A 20,504-nucleotide genomic window follows, 5' to 3' on the forward strand; every position below is an offset into this window, starting at 1 on the left:
CGGCATGGCATTGCATACCTGGTGGCTGTTCGTGGTCACCGTGTTCTTCATCTCGGTTTCGCCCGGCCCCAACATGCTCCACGTAATGACGCGCAGCGTCACGCTCGGCTTTGGCCATGCGATGTTTGCCATGTGCGGCTGCTTCCTGGCGGTGCTGTGCCTGCTCAGCCTTTCGGCGGCGGGCCTTTCGGCGGTGCTGGTGGCGATGCCGCAGCTGTTCACCGCGCTCAAGATCGTGGGTGCGGCCTATCTGCTTTACCTGGGATACAAGGCCTGGACCGCGCAGGAAGCAGCGATCGATGTGGGTGCCGGTGATCCCGTGGCAGCGCCAAGGCCGCTGGCGCTGTTCCGCACCGGCTTCCTGATCGGCATCAGCAACCCCAAGGCGCTGTTGTTCGCCGGGGCGTTCCTGCCGCAGTTCATCGATCCGGCGCGGCCCAAGCCGCTGCAATTTGCCGTCATGGTCGCCACCTTCGGGGTGATCGAGATCACGTCCTACATGTTCTATGCGCTGGGTGGCCGCTCGGTGGCGCGCTGGCTGGAAAAGCCTTCGCCGCGCAAGCTGTTCAACCGCGTGACCGGCGCGATCTTCGTGGCGTTCGGGCTGGCGATGGTGGGAAGCCGGGCTTGAGAGGTTGTGCTTGGGTTCCACCACCCCCCGACCCCCTCCTCTGAAGAGGAGGGGGAGTTAAAGGACTGATTTTAAAGCCCCCTCTTCTTTAGAGGAGGGGGTTGGGGGTGGTGGACGCCTTCACCGAACCTACCACTTCTGCGACCATGCCGGCAGCGTGCCGGGCTTGCTGGCGCGGATGCGGGTGGTGGGGCGGCGACGCAGCCACAGGATCGACCAGTCGCCGCGCACCTGGCGCGCCGCCAGGCGCAGGCCGGCGCGGGCATAGGCCGCGCGCACCGCGCGTTCCTGCGTGGCGAGCAGGCCGGCGAGCAGGACATGGCCGCCCGGCTTGACCGCCGCGGCGAATTCGGGGGCAAGTTCGATCAGCGGCCCGGCCAGGATATTGGCGATCAGCAGGTCATAAGGGGCGGAAAGGCGCAGCAGCGGGTGGTCCATGCCCGGCGCGATGACCATGGCCAGCTTGCCCGGTCCATCGCCCAGCGGCACGCCATTGGCATCGGCATTGGTGGCCACGACCGGGCCGCAGACCGCATCGATATCGCTGGCGATGGCGCGTGCGCCGGGCCACAGGTGCAAGCCGGCAAAGGCGAGCAAGCCGGTGCCGGTGCCGATGTCGGCCAGGCTGCGCACCGCCGCGCCATGGGCCTTCATGTGGGCCAGCATGGCAAGGCAACCGGCCGTGGTGGCGTGCTGCCCCGTGCCAAAGGCCTGGCTGGTGGGGATCAGGAAATTGCGGATGCCGGGCTGGTCCACCGCCGGATATTCGGGCGTGTGTACGTGGAACGGCCCTTCGTGGATCGGCTCCACGCCATGCTGGCTGAGCGTGACCCAGTCTTCTTCAGGCAGTTCCTCGATCTGCATCGGCGGCGCGCCATCGGCGAACAGCGCGGCGATTGCGGCGCGTTCCGTTTCGCCCGGCTCATCGGCCAGCCAGGCTTCCAGTTGCCAGTCCTCGGGTTTGTCCTCGGCAATCTCGCTGCCGGCGATAACGATCTCCGGATCCCAGTCGAACACGTCTTCATGGGCGATCAGCGCGGCCTGAACCACGGCGCGCGGGGCAAGGATAGTGATTTTCCAGCTCATGGCGTGGGTCTTTGTGGGCTGGCGGCTTCCTTGGCAAGGGTCTCGTCCAGCTTTGCCCGGCCACGCGCGGCATAGGCGCGGCAGGCACCGGGCGCTGGCCGCGGCGCGCCGGCGGCAAGGCGGTCGAACAGGTCGCTGGCGCCGGGGTGAGGGGTGATCAGCAAAGTGCAGGGCAGGCGCGCGATCCGGGCGAGCGAGGCGCGAAACGCCGCGACATAAGCGGGATGATCGGCAAAGCGCCAGCCCGGCGCGGCAAGGGCCGTCACGCTGTCGACATAGGCGATCGCGCGGCAATCGCGGCCGGCGCAACTGGTCCAGGTCCAACTGGTCGAGCCGGGCGCGTGGCCGGGCGTGGCATGGGCCACCAGCCGCAGCGCGCCCGTTGCCAGCACGTCCCCATCGCGCAACACCCGGTCAACATGAACGCCGGGGAAGGGTTTGAGCCAGGCGGCCTGCGGGTCTTCGGTAGGAACCTTGCCGGTTTCCAGCACGCGGGCGGCTGCCGGCAGGGCGGCAAGGCGTGCGCCCGTCATGCGCTTGAGCGCGGCAAGGCCGCCCGCATGATCGGAATGCTCGTGGCTCAGCACGATCCAGCGAACGTCCGCCAGGCGAAACCCGGCAGCCTCGATATTGTGGGCCACGCTTTGCGCAGCATCGGCCACGCCGGCATCGACGAGCACGTGTCCCTGCGGCGAGGTGATCAGCACGGCGCTGATCCCGCACGTGCCGACATACCAGGTGTTGGCGAAAATCCGTTGCGGCGGAGCGGGATCGGCCCAGCCATCGCGACCGGCACAAGCACTGGCCAGGACCGCGCCCGGCGCCTTGGCCGGGGCTGGCTGGCCAAGGGCGGGCTGGCCCAGAGCAGGTTTGGCGGGGGTGGGCAGAGGCGACAGCACAAGGCCGGCCAGTGCGGCTGCGAAAGGAAGTTTGGCGCGCATGGCCTGTGGTTTGCGCGCGATCCTGCCGCATGACAACATACGAATTCGGCTTCACCCTTTCGCCGGCTTGCACCCCGGGGCTTTTCGACTAATAGCGACTCGTCCTGACCGGAAACCTCATCCCGGTCGCCTTTGCGATAAGAAGGGGAAGTTCCATGGCGCTGGCGCGCAGCAACCGGCCACTTTCGCCGCACCTCCAGATCTGGCGCTGGGGTCCGGCCATGCTGGTCTCCATCCTCCACCGCGTTACCGGCAACGGCCTGGCCTTCGTGGGCCTTTCGCTGCTGCTGTGGTGGCTGGGTTCGATTGCCAGCGGCCCGGAAGCCTATGAAACATTCATCACCTACGTGTGGACCGGCGCCAGCGGCGGCCTTTCCGCCGTGACCGCGATCCTGGGCAAGATCGTGCTGGTGGGCCTGTCCTGGGCGTTCTTCCAGCATGCTGCCACCGGCATCCGCCACCTCGTGCTCGACATCGGCGTTGGCTACGAACTTTCGGTCAATGCCCGTTGGTCGGTCTTCACGTTGATCGCGTCTGTCGGTCTTACGGCTCTGTTCTGGGGCTTCGTGCTGCTGCGCTGAGCGCCGGCACGCCCTTACCTGATTTTCGGAGGTACCATGGGTAACGGAACTTCGATCGGACGCGTGCGGGGGCTGGGTTCCAGCCACGCCGGCACGCATCACTGGCTGGCCCAGCGGCTGACGGCCGTGGGCAACCTGATCCTCATCCCCTTCCTGGGCGTGAGCCTGGCACTGCTTCCCGCGCACGATTTCGTCACGCTGCATGGCTGGGCGGCCAAGCCGCTCAGCGCCACTATGCTGGTGCTGCTGGTGGTCAACACGCTGTACCACGCACGCCTGGGCGTGCAGGTCATGCTGGAAGACTATATCCACGAAGAAGGCGGCAAGGTGGCTTCCTGGCTGCTGATCAACTTCGTGCCTGCCGCCGCTGCCGTGTTCGGCATCGTCTCGATCATCCGCATCGCACTGGGGGCCGCGTAAGCCATGTCTGCTGCCTACAAGATCATCGATCATACCTATGACACCGTCGTTGTCGGCGCGGGCGGTTCGGGCCTGCGCGCCACGATGGGTTCGGCCCAGGCCGGCCTGCGCACCGCCTGCATCACCAAGGTGTTCCCCACGCGCTCGCACACCGTTGCGGCGCAGGGCGGGATTGCCGCTTCGCTGCAGAACAACACGCCCGATCACTGGACCTGGCACATGTACGACACCGTCAAGGGGTCTGACTGGCTGGGCGACCAGGACGCCATCGAATACATGGTGCGCGAAGCCCCGGCGGCGGTCTATGAACTCGAGCACGCCGGCGTGCCGTTCAGCCGCAACGCCGATGGCACGATCTATCAGCGTCCGTTCGGCGGCCACATGCAGAACATGGGCGAAGGCCCGCCGGTGCAGCGCACTTGCGCTGCGGCCGACCGCACCGGCCACGCCATGCTTCACGCGCTCTATCAGCAGAGCCTGAAGTATGATGCCGACTTCTTCATCGAATACTTCGCCATCGACCTGATCATGGAAAACGGCGAATGCCGTGGCGTGATCGCGCTGTGCATGGACGACGGTTCGATCCACCGCTTCCGTGGCCATGCCGTGGTGCTGGCCACCGGCGGCTATGGCCGTTGCTATTTCACCGCCACGTCGGCCCATACCTGCACCGGCGACGGTGGCGGCATGGTGCTGCGCGCCGGCCTGCCGCTGCAGGACATGGAATTCGTGCAGTTCCACCCCACCGGCATCTATGGCGCGGGCGTGCTGATCACCGAAGGCGCGCGCGGGGAAGGTGGCTATCTCACCAACTCCGAAGGCGAGCGTTTCATGGAACGCTATGCTCCGTCGGCCAAGGACCTGGCCAGCCGCGACGTGGTGTCGCGCTCGATGGCGCTGGAAATCCGCGAAGGGCGCGGGGTTGGGCCGCACAAGGACCACATCTACCTGCACCTCGACCACATCGACGCCAAGGTGCTGGCCGAGCGCCTGCCGGGGATCACCGAAAGCGGCAAGATCTTTGCCGGCGTCGACCTGACGCGCCAGCCGCTGCCGGTGGTGCCGACCGTGCACTATAACATGGGTGGCATTCCCACTAACTATCACGGCGAAGTGATGACCATCGGCGCCGATGGCAATCCCGAAACCGTGGTGCCGGGCTTGTTCGCCGTGGGCGAAGCGGCCTGCGTTTCGGTGCACGGCGCCAACCGCCTGGGCTCCAACTCGCTGATCGACCTTGTCGTGTTCGGCCGCGCCACGGGCCTGCGCCTCAAGGAACTGATCAAGCCGGGCACGGCGCACCAGTCGCTGCCCAAGGACAGCGCCGACCTGGCACTGTCCCGCCTGGACCACTTCCGCAACGCCAAGGGCGGTTCGCCCACGGCCAAGATCCGCACCGAGATGCAGCGCGCGATGAGCCAGCACGCGGCGGTGTTCCGCACCGACGAGCTGATGGCCGAAGGCAAGCAGAAGCTGGGCGAGATCTATGCCTCGATGCAGGACATCGGCGTTTCGGACCGCTCGCTGATCTGGAACTCGGACCTGGTGGAAACGCTGGAACTGGACAACCTGATCAGCCAGGCTTCGGTCACGATGCATTCGGCATACAACCGCAAGGAAAGCCGCGGCGCCCATGCGCACGAAGACTTCCCCAACCGCGACGACGCCAACTGGATGAAGCACACCGTGGGCTGGTTTGAAGGCTGGGGCGGCAAGAGCGGCGACATCAAGCTCGATTACCGCCCGGTGCACGAATATACGCTGACCGACGACGTGCAGTACATCAAGCCGAAGGCGCGCGTGTACTGATCCGTTCGCTCAGCGTTAGGTTGCGGAAAGGCCGGGGTGGCGACGCCCCGGCTTTTTTGTCGTCCATTTTGGTGCATACCACTCGACTGTAACATAGCGATACAATATCAACCCTTCGTCGGCGCGAGCCAGGACGAACGGGGATTTCAATGACGTTTTATCGCAATGGCTCGGAAGTGACGCTTCAGCTGTCAGCGCAGCAGCAATACCATGCCTTTGGCAGCTTGCTTGCCGATGGCGACGTGCTGGTTCAGAGCGAAGATCGCACCAACCCCAATTCCGGCAATTATACCTATACGATCTTTGATGGCAGCGGGGCTGCAGAGGGCACCGCGATCACGTTGCATGCCTCCAAAGTCTTTGGCCTCGCCCACGGCAATCTCATTACGGTTGCGGAGCCATCGAGCAATGGCGACAGCATTGTTCTCAATATCGCTGACACCAACGCATCGAATGGCGTGAGCACGGGGACTTATACAATTTCGCCTCGGTTCAGCTCTATCAGCCTTTCGGAAGTATCAGTCGTATCGCTGACTGGCGCGAATGCCGGCAAGATCGCTGTCGTCGACAACGTCGTTTTCAGTTCAGGAGATACGAGGGCCACGTTCCACATCATTGATTTAGCCACTGGCAGCGTCGGCGCAGAGGTATTCGCGTCCTATTCCGGTCGCGACATGCCACCTACTCTGACGGAGTTGGCTGACGGCTCATTACTGACAACCGCTTGGGACAACGGCGTGCGGTCTGGCCAGCATGGCTTCACGATTTCCATTCGGGGTCTGGACGGCGTTGCAGTAGTGGCACCCACGATTCTGCCGCTTGATTACTCGCTAAACCCCTCGGAATTGCAGGTGGCGGCGCTGGCCGATGGCGGCTTCGTGGTCACCTGGTCGGAGAACAAATCGAGCAACGGTTATGCGGGTTTGGGAACGCTTCACGCGCAAGTGTTCGATGCCAAGGGCCTGGCCGCAACTCAGGACATTATCATTAGTCAGGATGGTCCGCGCTTTGTTGGGTCGACAGACGTGGCCGGACTGGCTGATGGCGGGTTCGCCATTGTCTGGGCAAGCAAGAATGCCAGCGTTGGTACCGACGGTTATAGCGAGATTTCAGTTCGCGCGTTCGATGCAAGTGGGGCTGACACCAGCGCCGAGCAAATCGTCAACACCACGACCGCCGGCGACCAGATGAACGCCCAGGTGATCGGTACACCTGATGGTGGCTTCAAGGTGTTGTGGCAGGACGCGAATTCCAAGCTGCATAGCCAAGAGTTTTATGCCAATGCAGGCCAGACATTCGAAGGCACCAGTGGTGCCGACAAGTTGACCGGAACCGACAAGGACGACTTGTTCCTGGGCCACGGCGGCAACGACACGATCGTCGGCGGCGACGGGATCGATACGGTGAGTTTTGCCGATGCGGTAGGCGGCGTCTATGTCACGCTGGCAACGACGAAGCCGATCGATACGATTTTCGCTGGCACAGTGGTGCTCAAGGAAATCGAAAACGCGATCGGATCCGATTTCAACGACACGATCTATGGCAGCAAGGCGGACAACCGCCTTGAAGGCGCGGGGGGCGACGACACTATCAAGGGCGCGGAAGGTAACGACACCTTGCTGGGTGGCGGCGGCCACGACGTGCTCGATGGTGGCGCCGGCGCGGATCGCCTGGAAGGCGGCGCGGGCAACGACAAGCTCTATGGTGGCGCCGGCAAGGACGTGTTGCTGGGCGGTGATGGCGACGATCTGCTCGATGGCGGAGCCGCTGGGGATACCATGACCGGGGGCACTGGTAGCGATACGTATTACGTCGATAGCCCGAATGATCGGGTTCTTGAGAATGCCGGCGATGCCGGCATCGACAAGGTCTATGCCCGGGTCAGCTACACGCTGACCGATGGAGTGGAGCGGCTGACGCTGGTGGAAGGCGCGGGCAACCTGAAGGGCACAGGCAACGCGGCCAACAACGTGATCGTCGGCAACAGCGGCAACAACGTGCTGAGCGGTGGCGGCGGGGTGGACGTCGTCACCGGCGGGGCGGGCAGCGACACGTTTCTGTTCGATCTGCGGCCCGAAGCGGCGAGTCGCATGGCGATCACCGATTTCACCACGGGCGTGGACAAGATCGCTCTTGCCCTGGGCGCGTTCGACGACGGATTTCCCGGCGCCCATGCCGGCGCTGTGCTGGCGGTGGAATTCGGCTATGGCACGCGGGCGGCCAACCCGGTGCAGAGCCTGGTCTATGACCAGGCGACCGGCAACCTGTGGTACGACGCCGATGGCAGCGGCAGTGGCAAGGCAATCCGTATCGCCACGCTCAATCACGCGCCCGACTTGCATCTTTCCGACATCATCTTCGTCTGAGCAAAACCCCCGGCGCTGCCAGCGGCAGAGCCGGGGGAACAGGCATCAGCGGTTGCGCTTGTCCTGCTTTTCCTTTTGCTTGGCAGCCTCGGCGGCGGCCGCTTCGCGCGCACGGGTGGCGGCGATGGCCTTGGCGTCCTTGGCCGTGGCAGCACGTGCCGGATAGGGGCAGCCGCGCGACTGGCCCACGCCCTTGAGGAACGAGCGACGCGCGGTGCCGGCAAACAGCGCCACCTGCCACTGCCGCTGCGCTTCGTTGGCGCCGGAGATTTCGCGGATGATGCCGCCGAACGGGATCAGTGAGCCGACGATCGACTTGGCGGTGTTGCCCACCATCATGCCGCCCTTGGTATAGTCGGCGATGTCGATATCGTCGCCCAGCACGGCATCAAGCCGGCGGATTTCGCCCGAGATCGCAGAGCAGCCCTTGAGGCCGACCAGCGTATAGGGCGATTGCCGCGCCTTGAGCAGGATCGGCGGGATGTCTTCCTTCTTGAGATTGACGGTTTCGAGCGGCGTGGCGACGACATCGCCGACCTTGGCATCCTTGGGGGCGACAGCGGTCTGGGCCTGGGCGTTGAGCCCGGCGAGGGCGAGCGGGGCCAGCGCGCCGAACAGGGCGGCGCGGGTGGCAAGGCGGTGTGCGAACATAATTGGTAAAACTCCCCGGTTTCCCCGCATTACGCGGCAAGCCGGGCAAGGTTCCTGACAAGGCGTTGCGACCGCCTTACACCGCGCCATCGGTGAAGGTGTTGCACGCCGCCGGGTTGCCGCTGTCCAGGCCCTTGCGCAGCCAGGTCATGCGTTGCGCGGCGGTGCCGTGGGTAAAGGCTGCTTCCACCGGCGTGCGCCCGGCGGCCTTCATCAATGTGTCGTCGCCGATCTGGTGCGCGGCACGCAGGCCTTCCTCCACGTCGCCCGGCTCGATCCGCGCGCGATTCTGCGCGGCCCAGACCCCGGCATAGCAATCGGCCTGAAGCTCAAGCCGCACCGACAGGGGATTGGCGGCGTCGGGATTCGCCCGCTGCGCGCGCGTGACTTTGGCAGAAGTGCCGACCAGGTTCTGGATGTGGTGGCCATATTCGTGGGCCATGACATAGACGCGGGCGAAATCGCCGCCAGCGCCGAGCTTCTTGTCCAGCTCGGTATAGAAATCGGTGTCGATGTAGATGCCCTGGTCGCTGGGGCAATAGAACGGGCCCATCGCGCTTTGCGCCGCGCCGCAGCCCGACGAGCCCTGGCTGGAATAGAACACCAGCTTGGGTGCGCGGAACGCGACGTTTTCAGTTGCCAGCAGTGGCTTCCATGTCTTGTTGAGCGAGGACAGGGCGTTGCAGCTTTCATGACTGAACGCGTTGACATCGCAGGCCTGGGCCAGCGTTTCGCCGCCGGGCCGGCCAACCTGTTGCGATGGGGTTTCGCCCACTGGCCCTGTCAACTGGCGCGGCAGGCCGCCGAACAGGAACGAGGCACCGACGACCAGCAGGATACCCAGGATGCCGAAACGCGAGCCGATCAGGCTGAAGATCAGGCCGAGCGGGAAACCGCCACCGCCGCCGCCGCCCAGGGAAAAGCCGCCGCCCTGGCCGCGCTGGTCTTCCACATCGATATTGTTGTCGTAATCGTCGAGCCGCATGGCGTGCCTGTTTCCGTTGCTGTGCTTGCGTGAGCGTATAGCCGAAATGGCAAGCGCTGGCGTGGCACAATGTTCCGTATGGCGATGCAGGAAAAACCGCGCCACATCGGTTCACCGTGCTTTACAGTTTCGGAACTTGCGCCCGTTGGTGGGTTTTGTCAGCAAGAGGACTGCGCTCAAGCGTTTGAGGTTGTCGATGAGTCGTGGCGCATGGGTGTTGCGGGCACTGGCCCTGGTCTTGCTGGCAGCACCGCTGCTGGCAGCGCCCTTGTGCCTGTCTGCCGCCCCGGCGGCCGTGGCCGCCTCGTTGGAACAGCGCCTGCGCGGCCATGTCGAAACATTGGCCAGCCCGGCGTTCGGCGGGCGCCGGCCGGGTACCGACGGGGAGACGCAGACGCTGCGCTACCTGGCGCGGCAATGGTTCGAGATGGGCCTGGAATCAGGCACCAATCTGCCGGGCAATCCGTGGTTTGCCCCGGTGGAACTGGTGGCGCGCGAGCCGGTGCTGTCGCGCGCCACGTTCACGCGCGGGCGGCGGCACTTGCTCGCCGACGAGCGCGACGTCTTCGTGGTGACGTCGGGGGTGCGCAACCTGGTGGAAAGCGCGCCGGTGCTGTTCGTGGGCCATGGCACTGTGCCCTCGCGCACCGAGCTGGCCGGCCGGGTTGCCCTGCTGCTCGACAGCAAGAGCCGGCCGACGCGCGCCTTGCGTGGCAGGGACGGCGGCGATGGCGCCGCCGATGGCCATGAAGCGGTTGGCCGGCTGCTCGATGGTGGGGCCATGGCCGTGATCACGGTGCTGGATGGCGCGCGCAGCCTGGATGACGTGGCGATGCGCCGCCGCAAGGCGGGGACGGCGCTGGCGGGCGAGCGGCTGGACAACGAGATCGAGGCGTTCGTCACGCCCGACATGGCCGATCGCCTGCTCGGCGGCACGCCCGCTGCGGCGGGCCAGGCCCTGGCCGCCGCACAGACGGAGGCCGACCAGCCCGATTTCACCCCGCGCCTGATCGGTGCCACGGCCACGCTGGAGGCGACGAGCAAGGAAACGCGGGTGCGGACCCACAACCTGGTGGGGCGCATTCCGGGCCGTGATCCCGAGGCAGGCGCCGTGCTGCTGGTGGCGCACTGGGACCATTTCGGGGTTTGTGCCGACAATGGCGCGATCTGCCCCGGCGCGGTGGACAATGCCAGCGGCGTTGCCGTGATCACCGAAGTGGCGCGCCAGGTGATGGCCGGTGGCCCGCTGCGCCCCCAAGGTCGTGATATGCCCGAGCGCGACATCTATGTCCTGGCCACCACGGGCGAGGAAATGGGATTGCTGGGCGCGCTCGCCTTTGCCGAAAATCCGCCCTTGCCGCTGGGCCGCATCGTGGCGGCGTTCAACGTGGACAGCACCGGCCTGGTGCCGCCGGGTGGACCGGTGGCGATCGTCGGGCGGGGGATGACGCCGCTGGACGAGGAAGTGGGCCGCGTTCTGGCGCGGATGAAGCGCAAGCTGGTCGATGGCCAGGCGGCCAATGCTTATGTGCGGCGGCAGGACAGCTGGGTGCTGATGCAGCATGACGTGCCGGCAATCATGGTCAGCACCAGCTATGCCGACGAGGCGCGGCTGGGGCGGTTCATGGCCGGCGCCTATCACACCCCGGCCGACACGCCCGACCAGGTAAACTATGCCGGCATGGCCGACGATGTGCTGATCACCACCGAACTGGTGCGCGATTTTGCCGACCCGCGACGCTATGCGGGAGCCGGTTTGCCATTGCCCGCCAGCCCCCCGACAAATAGCCGGCGAACCCCCTAGCCAATTGTTCCCGGCTTGATTACATGGGCCGCCACGATTCTACCCGGACAGGAAGTGGCAGCTAACATGGATATCCCTCTCGGCCTTACCTTTGACGACGTTCTGCTGCGTCCGGCCGAGTCAGACATCCTGCCTTCGCAAGCCGATACCCGCACCCGCCTGACCAAGGCGATCGCGCTGAACATTCCCGTACTCTCGTCGGCGATGGACACCGTGACCGAGGCCGACATGGCCATCGTCATGGCCCAGCTTGGCGGCATCGGCGTGCTGCACCGCAACCTGTCGGTCGAGGAACAGGCCGCCGCGGTGCGCGCGGTCAAGCGCTATGAAAGCGGCATGGTCGTCAACCCGATCACCATCGGGCCCGATGCCACGCTGGGCGATGCCCAGGCGCTGATGAGCATGCACCGCATCAGCGGCATTCCCGTGGTGGAAGCCGGTGGCAAGCTGGTGGGCATCCTGACCAACCGCGACGTGCGCTTTGCCGCCAACCTGGCCCAGCCGGTGCGTGAGTTGATGACGCACGAAAACCTCGCCACGGTAAAGCTGGGCACGAGCGGGGACGAAGCGCGCCGCCTGCTGCACCAGCGCCGCATCGAAAAGCTGCTGGTGGTGGACGATGCCTATCACTGCATCGGGCTGATCACGGTGAAGGATATCGAGAAGTCCGTCACCTATCCCAACGCCACCAAGGATGCCGCCGGGCGCCTGCGCGTGGCGGCGGCCACCACCGTGGGGGAAAAGGGCCTGGCCCGCACCCACGCCCTGGTCGATGCGGAATGCGATGTGATCATCATCGACACCGCCCATGGGCACAACCGCGACGTGGCGCGCGCCGTGGAAGCGGTGAAGAAGCTGTCCAACGACGTGCAGGTGATTGCCGGCAACGTTGCCACCGCCGAAGCGACCCGCGCGCTGATCGATGCCGGGGCTGACGGCATCAAGGTGGGCATCGGGCCCGGCTCGATCTGCACCACCCGCATCGTGGCGGGCGTGGGCGTGCCGCAGTTGACCGCTATCATGGAATGCGCGGCCGAAGCGGAAAAGTCCGGCGTGCCGGTGATCGGCGATGGCGGCCTGCGCACGTCGGGCGATGCGGCCAAGGCGCTTGCCGCCGGGGCAAGCTCGATCATGATCGGTTCGATGCTGGCTGGCACCGAGGAAGCGCCGGGCGAAACCTTCATTTACCAGGGCCGCGCCTACAAGGCCTATCGTGGCATGGGTTCGGTGGGTGCCATGGCGCGCGGTTCGGCCGATCGCTATTTCCAGCAGGACATCAAGGATTCGATGAAGCTGGTGCCCGAAGGGATCGAAGGCCAGGTGCCCTACAAGGGGCCGGCCAAGGATGTGGTGCACCAACTGGTGGGCGGCATCAAGGCGGCCATGGGCTATACCGGCAGCGGCACGATCGAGCATCTGCGCAAGAATGCCAAGTTCGTGCGCATCACCAACGCGGGCCTCAAGGAAAGCCACGTCCACGACGTGACGATCACGCGTGAGGCGCCGAACTACCCCACCCGGTGACGCCGGCCGCGCGGGTTCAGGCCGCGATCGACATTCTTGACGAAGTGATCGCGGCCGCGCGCGGGCAGGGGGCTTCGGCCGACCGGCTGGCGGCCGAATGGTTTCGCCAGCGCCGCTACGTGGGATCGAAAGACCGCCGCGCCATTCGCGAACTGGTCTGGGCGGCAATCCGTGCTTGTGGCGACGTGCCCGTATCGGGGCGCGCTGCGGTGCTGGCGTTGGTACAGGACGATGCCGCCCTGGCCGCGCTGTTTGACGGATCGACTTATGGCCCCGCGCCGATCCGCGCCGGAGAGCCGGTGGCAACGGGCGGAGCCATGCCGGGATGGCTGGCGGCAGAAATGGCCGCATCGGGCCTTGATGCGGCGGAACAGGGCGCGCTGCTGGGCCGTGCGCCGCTGGACCTGCGCGCCAATACCTTGAAGATCGACCGCGAAAGCCTGGCCGCGCGCCTGCCCGTGGCGGCCGATGCGACGGCGGCGCCACACGGGCTGCGCCTGCCCGTGGGGACGCAGGCGGAAACCTGGCCGGAATTTGCCCAGGGCCTGTTCGAAGTGCAGGACACGGGCAGCCAGATCGCGTGCCAGGCGCTGGACGCGCAGCCGGGTGAGAGCGTTGTGGACTTGTGCGCCGGGGCCGGCGGCAAGACCCTGGCACTGGCGGCTGCGATGCAGAACACCGGCCGCCTGCTGGCCTGCGATATCGACCGGGCGCGCCTGCAGCGCCTCGCCCCGCGGGCAGAGCGGGCCGGGGCCCTGGTCGAAACGCGGCTGCTCAATCCGGGGCAGGAAACGGCGATCTTGGCCGATTGGCAGGGACAGGCCGATGCCGTGCTGGTGGATGCGCCTTGTTCCGGCACGGGCACTTGGCGGCGCAATCCCGAGGCGCGCTGGCGCCTGACGCCGGCGGCGATCGCCCGCTATGCCCAAATGCAGGCCCATGTCCTGGCCGTGGCGGCAGGGCTCGTGCGGCCTGGGGGGCGGCTGGTCTTCATCACCTGCTCGCTGATCGATGCCGAGGGCGCCGATGGGCTGGCCGCGTTCCTGGCGACTCATCGCGGGTTCAGGTGCGAACCGCTGGATATGGCGGTGGGCCGTCCGCATCGCGGCGGTTGGCGTTTGTCTCCGTATCATGACGGTACGGACGGGTTTTTCTTCGCGCGGCTGGTGCGTCTGTGATAGACCCATCGGCCATGAGGGTGGTCTATCGCCGTGGTGAGCAGTCCCGGCTGAAGGAGTTCTTGATGCGCTATACGCCCGCGGCCCTTGCGCTGTCCCTGCTTGTGGCCGTGACCGGCAGCATGGGTTCGGCCCGCACCAGCGATCCTCTCGATCCGCGTGCACAGGCGCTGTTGCAGGATGGGCGTGCGTCTTTGGCCAAGGGCGAAGTTGACGCCGCGACCGACAGCCTGGAAGCGGCCCTGGCAATCGACCCGGCCAACCCCGGCATCCTGGTTGCGCTGGGCGATGCTTCGCGCCAGGCCGGCCTGCAGGGCAAGGCGATCCACTATTATCGCAACGTGCTGGAGCGCGAGCCCAACAATCTTTCCGCCATTGCCGGCGAAGGCGCCGCGCTGGCCGAAAAGGGCGCGGTGGACAAGGCCAAGGCCAGCCTTGCCCGGCTGGAGGGCCTGTGCGGCAAGGCCTGCCCGGAAACGGCCGTGGTCAGCAAGGCGCTGGCCGCCGGGCCCAAGCCACAGGTTGTGGCGGCCGAGACGGTGACGCCCAAGCCGGAAGTGCAGGCGAACTGAGGTTTTTGGGGTGGGGTTGGGTCTTTGGCGTCGGTCCAAGGCTTCCACCACCCCCCACCCCCTCCTTTGAAGAGGAGGGGGAGTGGAAGGGTTAAGCCCCATCCTCTTTAGAGGAGGGGGCTGTGGGTGGTGCGAAGCCTTGCGCAACCCCGCCGATCAAATCAGTGCGCGGAATTCGTCGACGACTTGGCGGTAGACGCGGCGCTTGAACGGCACGATCAGATCCGGCAACTGTTCGGGATCCACCCATTTCCATTCGCAGAATTCGGCCGGGTCGTGGGCATCGAGCACCACGTCGCTGTCCTGCCCGTTGAAGCGCAGCAGCAGCCAGGACTGGCGCTGGCCGCGATAGCGGCCATGCCACAACTTGCCCACCAGTTCGGGCGGCAGGTCGTAGAAATGTTCCTCGCGACTTTGCGCCAGCACGGTGACGTGATCGGCGGTCAGGCCGGTTTCCTCATGCAGTTCGCGCAATGCGGCAGGCACGAGTTCCTCGCCCTCGTCGATGCCACCCTGCGGCATCTGCCAGGCATCGCCTTCCTTGTTGTCGATGCGCTTGCCGACGAACACGCGGCCTTGGGGATTGACGATCATCAGCCCCACGCAAGGGCGATAGGGAAGAGCGGCAAAGGGGTCCGCACTCATCGATAGGTGGTCCTTGTTCAAGCAGTCGGGCGCAGGGCGTCGAGTACACCGCGCAAGCCCGACAGGATCGCGTCCAGATCGGTCTGCGCGCTGGGGATCGCCTTGCGCACCTGGATAAAGCCGTGGATCGTTCCTGTGCGTTCCATGAACACCAGGGGCGATCCGGCGCGTGCCAGGGCCGCGCCGTAGACCCGTCCGCTATCGCGAATCGGATCAAGGCCTGCGGTCACTAGCACTGTGGGGGGCATCTGGTCATGCCCGCTGTTGAGCGGAAAGGCGCGCGGGGCACCATCGGGCGCGGCATAGGCTTCGCCAAACCATTGCATAACCTTGGCATCCAGCAGGAAGCCTTCGGCAAACTGGTGGAACGAGGCATGGCCTGCCACGGCATCGGTCAGGGGATAGATCGGCACTTGCGCGATCACCGGGGCCGCCGCCGGCCGCGCAACGAGCGCCTGGGTGACGACGATCGCCAGGTTGCCGCCGGCCGAATCGCCGATCGGGACAAGGCCGGTCACGGTGCGGCCCAGTGCATCGGGGCTGCCGGCAACCCAGCGGGCGGCCGCTTCGGCATCGTCGGGCGCGGCGGGAAAGGGATGCTCGGGCGCAACGCGATAATCGACCGCGATCACCGGAAGATCCACTTGTGCGGCAATGTCGGTGCACACGTGGTGATGGCTGTCCAACCCGCCCAGAACGAACCCGCCGCCATGATAGAACACCAGCACCGGGCCAGGCTCGCGGCTTTCGCGGCTGTCATACAGGCGCAGCGGAATGTCGCCCGCCGGGCCGGGGCACGCCAGGTCCCGGATCACGGCGAGGGGCCGTGGCGGCAGGTCGGCCAACTGCTGCATGGCGACATAGGCGGCGCGGGCCTGGTCCAGCGGCATCTCGTGCATGGCCGGCACCCCGCTGGCAGCGGCCTGGCGCAGATAGTCGAGGAAGGCCTGAACATCGGGGCGGACGACCACGTCGGGGTGAACGGGAGGCAGATCGGCCAAGGCTGGTTTCTCCGGTTGCGGCGCACGGCGTGCGGCGCGGGGGACGCTGTACAGCACACCCTGCACCAAGGGGCAGGGTGCTGGCCATGGCCAAATGCGTCAATAGCCGCCACATAGCAGGGCATGACGAGCCCAACAATTGTCTGGCTGCGCCGCGATTTGCGCCTGCACGACCAGGCGGCCTTCGTGGCCGCGGCGGCAGCCGGCGGCCCGGTGGTCCCCGTTTACGTGCTGGATGACGATAGCCCCAAGCATCGCCGCATGGGCGCGGCATCGCGCTGGTGGCTGCACCACAGCCTGCAAGCGCTGGACCAGCAACTGCGCGCGATCGGGTCACGCCTGATCCTGCGGCGCGGGAAATGCGATGCGGCGCTCGCTGCGATCCGCCGGGAAACCGGTGCGCGCGTGGTGCATGCCCTGCATCATTACGAACCGTGGTGGCGCATGGCCGAGCGCGCGGTGGGCAAGGCGTTCGACTTGCGGCTGCACCATGGCAATTTCCTGCTGCCGCCCGGCACCGTGCAGAACGGCAGCGGCCAGCCTTACAAGATCTATACGCCGTTCTGGCGTGCCAGCATGCAGCAACTGCCGCCGCCACCGCCGCAGCCCGCCCCGCGCCAGCTACCCGCCCCGGCATTCTGGCCAGCGAGCGACAATCTGGCCGATTGGCAGCTCTTGCCCACGAAGCCGGACTGGGCCGGGGGCATGCGCGAAACCTGGACGCCGGGCGAAGCTGGCGCGCAAGAGCGGCTCCACACCTTCGTTGGCCGTGCCGCGCGCTATGACCAACAGCGCAACCTGCCGTCATGTCCCGGCACGTCGATGCTTTCGCCTCACCTTCATTTCGGGGAGATTTCGCCGGCCACGGCCTGGCACGCGGTGGCCGATGCAGGCGGCAGCGTGGACGTGTTCCTGAGCGAACTGGGCTGGCGCGACTATGCCCAGAATCTGATCCTGCAATGCCCGGACTATGGCATGCGCAACGGCCGCGAAGCGTTCGACGCCCTGCCATGGCGCCACGCGCCCAAGGATCTGGCCGCCTGGCAACAGGGGCGTACCGGCTATCCCATCGTCGATGCGGGCATGCGGCAGTTGTGGCATACCGGGTGGATGCACAACCGCGTGCGGATGATCGCGGCCAGTTTCCTGATCAAGCACCTGCTGATCGACTGGCGCGTGGGCGAGCAGTGGTTCTGGGATACCCTGGTCGATGCCGATTACGGCGCCAATGCCACCAACTGGCAATGGGTGGCGGGCAGCGGGCTGGATGCCAACATGTTCGTGCGGATCATGGCGCCGCTGACGCAATCGGCCAAGTTCGATGCGGCGGGCTATATTCGCCAATGGGTGCCCGAACTGGCCGAGCTGGACGATGCCGAGATTCATGATCCACAGCGCCGCCCTGGCGGATATCCGGGCAAGATCATCGATCACGCCCAGGCCCGTGCCCGCGCGCTGGCAGCCCATGGCAAGATGAAGGAACACGGTTGACGCAGCGGCTGGGCTGCTGCGTCACGCGTGGTCGGTCAGCGTTCCGGCACGCCTTCGTCGCCGCTGTAGCGCAGCAACAGGGCATCATGTTCACGCTGCGACAAGAGGTTGGCAAACGCGCAACCCACCAGCCCGGCGTGCCACCATACCACGTCAGCCTCGCGCGATTCGAGGCCGGGGAGGGTGAGATAGACCTTGCTGCCTTGCGCGATGCGGGCCGGCGCGAGCGCGGAGAAGCCGGCAAGCGAAAGATCGAGCACCAGCGTCTGGACCGCCCGTGCGCCATGGCGGCGCAGCTTGGACGGAATGACGAGGCGTGAACGAGGAGCGCAGCGATCGTCGCTGGCGGCTGCTTCGTAGTTTTCCTGCCATTTGATAGTTGGCATCGGCCGTGACCCGCTGATCGATTCGACACGGCAACGGATCGCTGCCGTTGGCGAAGCATGAGCAAATTGGCTTACCAGCAGGTTAACGCCAGCGCGCCGATCCTAAGATTTCCTACGATGGCAATCTTTTACAAAACGCCGCGTTGCACAACGCGCGTTTGGCATCGTTCAGGCCGGGGCGTCCACGCGCTCGCGATGCGGGCTGGCGAAATCCTCTGCCGCCAGCGCAGCGATGCGCGCGGCAACCGTTTCGGGCGGCTTGACGCTGGATGGATTTTCGCCGGGATAGGCCTTGGCCCGCATCTTGGTGCGCGTGGCACCGGGATCGACGATGGCCACGCGAATGCCGGAAATGGCCGCCACTTCCTGGGCATAGCTTGCCAGGAGATTGTCGAACGCCGCCTTGGTTGCGCCATAGGCCCCCCAATAGGCGCGCGGCTGCGCGCCGACGCTGCTGGTCAGCCCGATCACGCGGGCATCCTGGCTGCCCTTGAGCAGGGGATGGAACGCGCTGATCAGTGAATGCGTGGCCAGCACGTTGAGCGTGATGGCGCGGCTGAAATCGCGCGGCTCGATCTGCCACACCGGGGTGAGGGCGGGCAGCACGGCGGCGTTGATCACCAGGATATCGAGCGCGACCCAGCGTTCCGAAATTGCGGAAGCGAGGCGGGCCACGCCATCGGGTTCGGCCAGGTCCACCGGGGCGATGGTGGCATGGCCACCAGCCTGGAAGATTTCGTCTTCCACCTTTTCCAGCTCGGCCGCGTCACGCGCCACGAGCACGACATGCGCGCCCGCCGCGGCCAGGGCCCGGGCCGTGGCCGCGCCGATCCCGCGACTGGCGCCAGTGACCAGCGCCACGCGCCCGGCGAGCGGGGTATTTGCATCGGTGGCGGCCACGGTCAGGCGACCTTGGCCGGCTTGGCCTTGAGCTTGACCGGCGAACAGCCCGGATCGCGCTCGCCCAGGTCGGTCAGACGCGTGGGATAGTCACCGGTGAAGCAGGCATCGCAATATTGCGGGCAGGCGCTGCTGCGCTGCGCTTCGCCAACGGCGCGATAGAGCCCGTCGATCGACACGAACGCGAGGCTGTCGGCCTGGATGAATTCGGCCATGGCGGCAATGTCCATCCGCGCGGCCAGCAGCTTCGACCGCTCGGGCGTGTCGACCCCATAGAAGCACGAATGCTCGGTCGGCGGGCTGGCGACGCGGAAGTGCACTTCGCGGGCACCGGCCTCGCGCATCATCTGCACGATCTTGAGGCTGGTGGTGCCACGCACGATCGAATCGTCGATCAGCACGATGCGCTTGCCGGCCACCAGGGCGCGGTTGGCATTGTGCTTGCGCTTCACATCGGCGTGGCGCGCGCCGTCAGACGGCTGGATGAAGGTGCGGCCGACATAGTGCGAGCGGATGATGCCCAATTCGAACGGAATGCCCGATTGCTGGGCATAGCCGAGCGCGGCAGGCACGCCGCTGTCGGGCACGGGAATGACCAGATCGGCATCGGCCGGATTTTCCAGCGCCAATTGCATGCCGATGGCCTTGCGCACTTCATAGACCGAGCGGCCACCCAGGATGGAATCCGGGCGGCTGAAATAGACATGCTCGAAAATGCACGGGCGTTGCGGCGTATCACCGAACGGGCGGTGCGTCTGGATCGAACCGTCGAGCGCCACCTGGACGAGTTCACCCGGCTCAACTTCGCGCACCATGTCGGCGCCAACCACGTCGAGCGCGACGCTTTCACTGGCAAAGATCACCGCATCGCCCAGCTTGCCCATGACCAGCGGACGGATGCCGAGCGGATCGCGGCAAGCGATCATGCCTTCTGGCGTCATGCAGATCAGCGAATACGCGCCTTCGACCAGGCGCAGCGCATCGACAAAGCGATCGAGCAGCGTGGGATAGCGGCTGGTGGCCACAAGGTGGATGATCACTTCGGTATCGGAAGTGGACTGGAAGATCGCCCCCTTCTGCACCAGATCATGCTTGAGGAACATGGCGTTCGAGATGTTGCCGTTGTGCGCGATGGCAAAGCCGCCGGCCGCCAGATCGGCAAACAGCGGCTGCACGTTGCGCAGGCCCGAACCGCCCGTGGTGGAATAGCGTACGTGGCCTGCGGCCATCATGCCCGGCAGTTCGGCGATCGCCTGGCCGCTGGAAAAGTTCTGCGCGACATGGCCGATGCCACGGCGGGAATAGAATTCCTGCCCGTCGAAGCTGGTGATGCCCACCGCTTCCTGGCCGCGATGCTGCAGGGCATGGAGCCCCAGCGCCGTTATCGCCGCCGCGTCGCGCGCGCCCAGCACGCCGAAAATGCCGCATTCCTCGCGCAGCTTGTCGCCGTCGCGGTCCTCGAAGGGGTTGGTGGTGATCATCTGTCTCGCAAGCGCTCGCGCCAAAGACTCGCACCGGTGCGAAGTGCCCCGG

The 20,504-nt window shown here is 66.1% G+C and carries 19 protein-coding genes; 10 read left to right on the top strand and 9 right to left on the bottom strand.

From position 1 onward, the window contains the following. The first annotated feature begins 4 nt into the window (after positions 1-4). A complete protein-coding gene (locus R9J51_RS12770; protein WP_168554803.1) occupies positions 5-631 on the top strand; it encodes a LysE family translocator in 627 nt (208 codons plus the stop codon). 129 nt (positions 632-760) lie between these two features. Here R9J51_RS12770 and R9J51_RS12775 read toward each other — a convergent pair whose 3' ends face one another. After that, on the bottom strand, positions 761-1,717 hold the full coding sequence (locus tag R9J51_RS12775; protein WP_169474362.1) for a 50S ribosomal protein L11 methyltransferase: 957 nt from the start codon (positions 1,715-1,717) through the stop codon (positions 761-763). Next, positions 1,714-2,658 carry a subclass B3 metallo-beta-lactamase gene (gene bla / locus R9J51_RS12780; RefSeq protein ID WP_179504654.1) on the bottom strand — a complete coding sequence of 315 codons (945 nt, stop codon included), beginning with the start codon at positions 2,656-2,658 and terminating at the stop codon, positions 1,714-1,716. Before bla ends, R9J51_RS12775 begins: the two co-directional genes overlap by 4 nt. A gap of 155 nt (positions 2,659-2,813) precedes the next feature. On the opposite strand from bla, the gene sdhC reads away from it, so the two are divergent. The 4 genes from sdhC (at position 2,814) to R9J51_RS12800 (ending at position 7,834) form a co-directional block, all read left to right on the top strand. Next, complete coding sequence (gene sdhC, locus R9J51_RS12785; RefSeq protein ID WP_168554806.1) at positions 2,814-3,239, top strand: succinate dehydrogenase, cytochrome b556 subunit; 426 nt, start codon at positions 2,814-2,816, stop codon at positions 3,237-3,239. A gap of 36 nt (positions 3,240-3,275) precedes the next feature. After that, positions 3,276-3,659: a succinate dehydrogenase, hydrophobic membrane anchor protein gene (gene sdhD, locus R9J51_RS12790; RefSeq protein WP_168554807.1), complete on the top strand. Its 384-nt coding sequence runs from the start codon at positions 3,276-3,278 to the stop codon at positions 3,657-3,659. 3 nt (positions 3,660-3,662) lie between these two features. Continuing rightward, on the top strand, positions 3,663-5,468 hold the full coding sequence (gene sdhA, locus R9J51_RS12795; protein ID WP_179504655.1) for a succinate dehydrogenase flavoprotein subunit: 1,806 nt from the start codon (positions 3,663-3,665) through the stop codon (positions 5,466-5,468). Positions 5,469-5,692: 224 nt separating this feature from the next. Beyond that, on the top strand, positions 5,693-7,834 hold the full coding sequence (locus R9J51_RS12800) for a hypothetical protein (protein ID WP_179562278.1): 2,142 nt from the start codon (positions 5,693-5,695) through the stop codon (positions 7,832-7,834). 45 nt (positions 7,835-7,879) lie between these two features. On the opposite strand, the gene R9J51_RS12805 is transcribed toward R9J51_RS12800, so the two are convergent. Next, positions 7,880-8,485 (bottom strand): hypothetical protein, encoded by a 606-nt coding sequence (locus R9J51_RS12805; RefSeq protein ID WP_168554810.1) that lies wholly within the window; start codon positions 8,483-8,485, stop codon positions 7,880-7,882. Positions 8,486-8,561: 76 nt separating this feature from the next. Beyond that, positions 8,562-9,470: a KPN_02809 family neutral zinc metallopeptidase gene (ypfJ, locus tag R9J51_RS12810; RefSeq protein ID WP_179504657.1), complete on the bottom strand. Its 909-nt coding sequence runs from the start codon at positions 9,468-9,470 to the stop codon at positions 8,562-8,564. A gap of 196 nt (positions 9,471-9,666) precedes the next feature. Here ypfJ and R9J51_RS12815 point away from each other — a divergent pair, with 196 nt between their 5' ends. From R9J51_RS12815 to R9J51_RS12830, 4 genes are all read left to right on the top strand, one after another. After that, entirely contained in the window at positions 9,667-11,274 is a 1,608-nt protein-coding gene (locus R9J51_RS12815; protein WP_179504658.1) for a M28 family peptidase, read from the top strand. A 66-nt stretch (positions 11,275-11,340) separates the two neighbouring features. Further along, positions 11,341-12,798: an IMP dehydrogenase gene (gene guaB / locus R9J51_RS12820; RefSeq protein ID WP_168554812.1), complete on the top strand. Its 1,458-nt coding sequence runs from the start codon at positions 11,341-11,343 to the stop codon at positions 12,796-12,798. Then, on the top strand, positions 12,795-13,976 hold the full coding sequence (locus R9J51_RS12825; RefSeq protein ID WP_179504659.1) for an RsmB/NOP family class I SAM-dependent RNA methyltransferase: 1,182 nt from the start codon (positions 12,795-12,797) through the stop codon (positions 13,974-13,976). Before guaB ends, R9J51_RS12825 begins: the two co-directional genes overlap by 4 nt. A gap of 65 nt (positions 13,977-14,041) precedes the next feature. Continuing rightward, positions 14,042-14,548: a tetratricopeptide repeat protein gene (locus R9J51_RS12830; RefSeq protein WP_248290293.1), complete on the top strand. Its 507-nt coding sequence runs from the start codon at positions 14,042-14,044 to the stop codon at positions 14,546-14,548. Between the two features lie 156 nt (positions 14,549-14,704). Here the strand turns inward: R9J51_RS12830 and R9J51_RS12835 are convergent, their stop codons facing one another. Both R9J51_RS12835 and R9J51_RS12840 read right to left on the bottom strand, forming a co-directional pair. Then, positions 14,705-15,193 (bottom strand): RNA pyrophosphohydrolase, encoded by a 489-nt coding sequence (locus R9J51_RS12835; RefSeq protein WP_179504660.1) that lies wholly within the window; start codon positions 15,191-15,193, stop codon positions 14,705-14,707. A gap of 17 nt (positions 15,194-15,210) precedes the next feature. Then, positions 15,211-16,194 carry an alpha/beta hydrolase gene (locus R9J51_RS12840; RefSeq protein WP_432787448.1) on the bottom strand — a complete coding sequence of 328 codons (984 nt, stop codon included), beginning with the start codon at positions 16,192-16,194 and terminating at the stop codon, positions 15,211-15,213. Positions 16,195-16,317: 123 nt separating this feature from the next. On the opposite strand from R9J51_RS12840, the gene R9J51_RS12845 reads away from it, so the two are divergent. Further along, positions 16,318-17,685, top strand: coding sequence for a cryptochrome/photolyase family protein (locus R9J51_RS12845; protein WP_179504661.1), 1,368 nt, complete (start codon positions 16,318-16,320; stop codon positions 17,683-17,685). Between the two features lie 35 nt (positions 17,686-17,720). Here the strand turns inward: R9J51_RS12845 and R9J51_RS12850 are convergent, their stop codons facing one another. The 3 genes from R9J51_RS12850 to purF all read right to left on the bottom strand — a co-directional run bounded on the left by R9J51_RS12850 (position 17,721) and on the right by purF (position 20,452). Next, a complete protein-coding gene (locus R9J51_RS12850; RefSeq protein WP_168554817.1) occupies positions 17,721-18,071 on the bottom strand; it encodes a PilZ domain-containing protein in 351 nt (116 codons plus the stop codon). Positions 18,072-18,239: 168 nt separating this feature from the next. Beyond that, the gene (locus R9J51_RS12855; protein ID WP_168554818.1) at positions 18,240-18,971 is read right to left on the bottom strand and encodes an SDR family NAD(P)-dependent oxidoreductase; all 732 of its coding nucleotides are present in this window, start codon (positions 18,969-18,971) and stop codon (positions 18,240-18,242) included. 2 nt (positions 18,972-18,973) lie between these two features. Further along, a complete protein-coding gene (gene purF / locus R9J51_RS12860) occupies positions 18,974-20,452 on the bottom strand; it encodes an amidophosphoribosyltransferase (protein ID WP_168554819.1) in 1,479 nt (492 codons plus the stop codon). Positions 20,453-20,504 lie beyond the last annotated feature (52 nt).

It is taken from the genome of Novosphingobium rhizosphaerae (assembly GCF_050920675.1).
In the GTDB taxonomy this organism is placed as follows: Bacteria; Pseudomonadota; Alphaproteobacteria; order Sphingomonadales; family Sphingomonadaceae; genus Novosphingobium; species Novosphingobium rhizosphaerae.

Excerpts from the sequence above, each read along its gene's own strand:
- bla (WP_179504654.1), bottom strand. The coding sequence starts at position 2,658 with ATGCGCGCCAAACTTCCTTTCGCAGCCGCACTGGCCGGCCTTGTGCTG.
- sdhC (WP_168554806.1), top strand. The coding sequence starts at position 2,814 with ATGGCGCTGGCGCGCAGCAACCGGCCACTTTCGCCGCACCTCCAGATC.
- guaB (WP_168554812.1), top strand. The coding sequence starts at position 11,341 with ATGGATATCCCTCTCGGCCTTACCTTTGACGACGTTCTGCTGCGTCCG.
- R9J51_RS12850 (WP_168554817.1), bottom strand. The coding sequence starts at position 18,071 with ATGCCAACTATCAAATGGCAGGAAAACTACGAAGCAGCCGCCAGCGAC.
- R9J51_RS12815 (WP_179504658.1), top strand. The coding sequence starts at position 9,667 with ATGAGTCGTGGCGCATGGGTGTTGCGGGCACTGGCCCTGGTCTTGCTG.
- R9J51_RS12845 (WP_179504661.1), top strand. The coding sequence starts at position 16,318 with ATGACGAGCCCAACAATTGTCTGGCTGCGCCGCGATTTGCGCCTGCAC.
- ypfJ (WP_179504657.1), bottom strand. The coding sequence starts at position 9,470 with ATGCGGCTCGACGATTACGACAACAATATCGATGTGGAAGACCAGCGC.
- R9J51_RS12770 (WP_168554803.1), top strand. The coding sequence starts at position 5 with ATGGCATTGCATACCTGGTGGCTGTTCGTGGTCACCGTGTTCTTCATC.
- sdhA (WP_179504655.1), top strand. The coding sequence starts at position 3,663 with ATGTCTGCTGCCTACAAGATCATCGATCATACCTATGACACCGTCGTT.
- sdhD (WP_168554807.1), top strand. The coding sequence starts at position 3,276 with ATGGGTAACGGAACTTCGATCGGACGCGTGCGGGGGCTGGGTTCCAGC.
- R9J51_RS12830 (WP_248290293.1), top strand. The coding sequence starts at position 14,042 with ATGCGCTATACGCCCGCGGCCCTTGCGCTGTCCCTGCTTGTGGCCGTG.
- purF (WP_168554819.1), bottom strand. The coding sequence starts at position 20,452 with ATGATCACCACCAACCCCTTCGAGGACCGCGACGGCGACAAGCTGCGC.
- R9J51_RS12805 (WP_168554810.1), bottom strand. The coding sequence starts at position 8,485 with ATGTTCGCACACCGCCTTGCCACCCGCGCCGCCCTGTTCGGCGCGCTG.
- R9J51_RS12775 (WP_169474362.1), bottom strand. The coding sequence starts at position 1,717 with ATGAGCTGGAAAATCACTATCCTTGCCCCGCGCGCCGTGGTTCAGGCC.
- R9J51_RS12835 (WP_179504660.1), bottom strand. The coding sequence starts at position 15,193 with ATGAGTGCGGACCCCTTTGCCGCTCTTCCCTATCGCCCTTGCGTGGGG.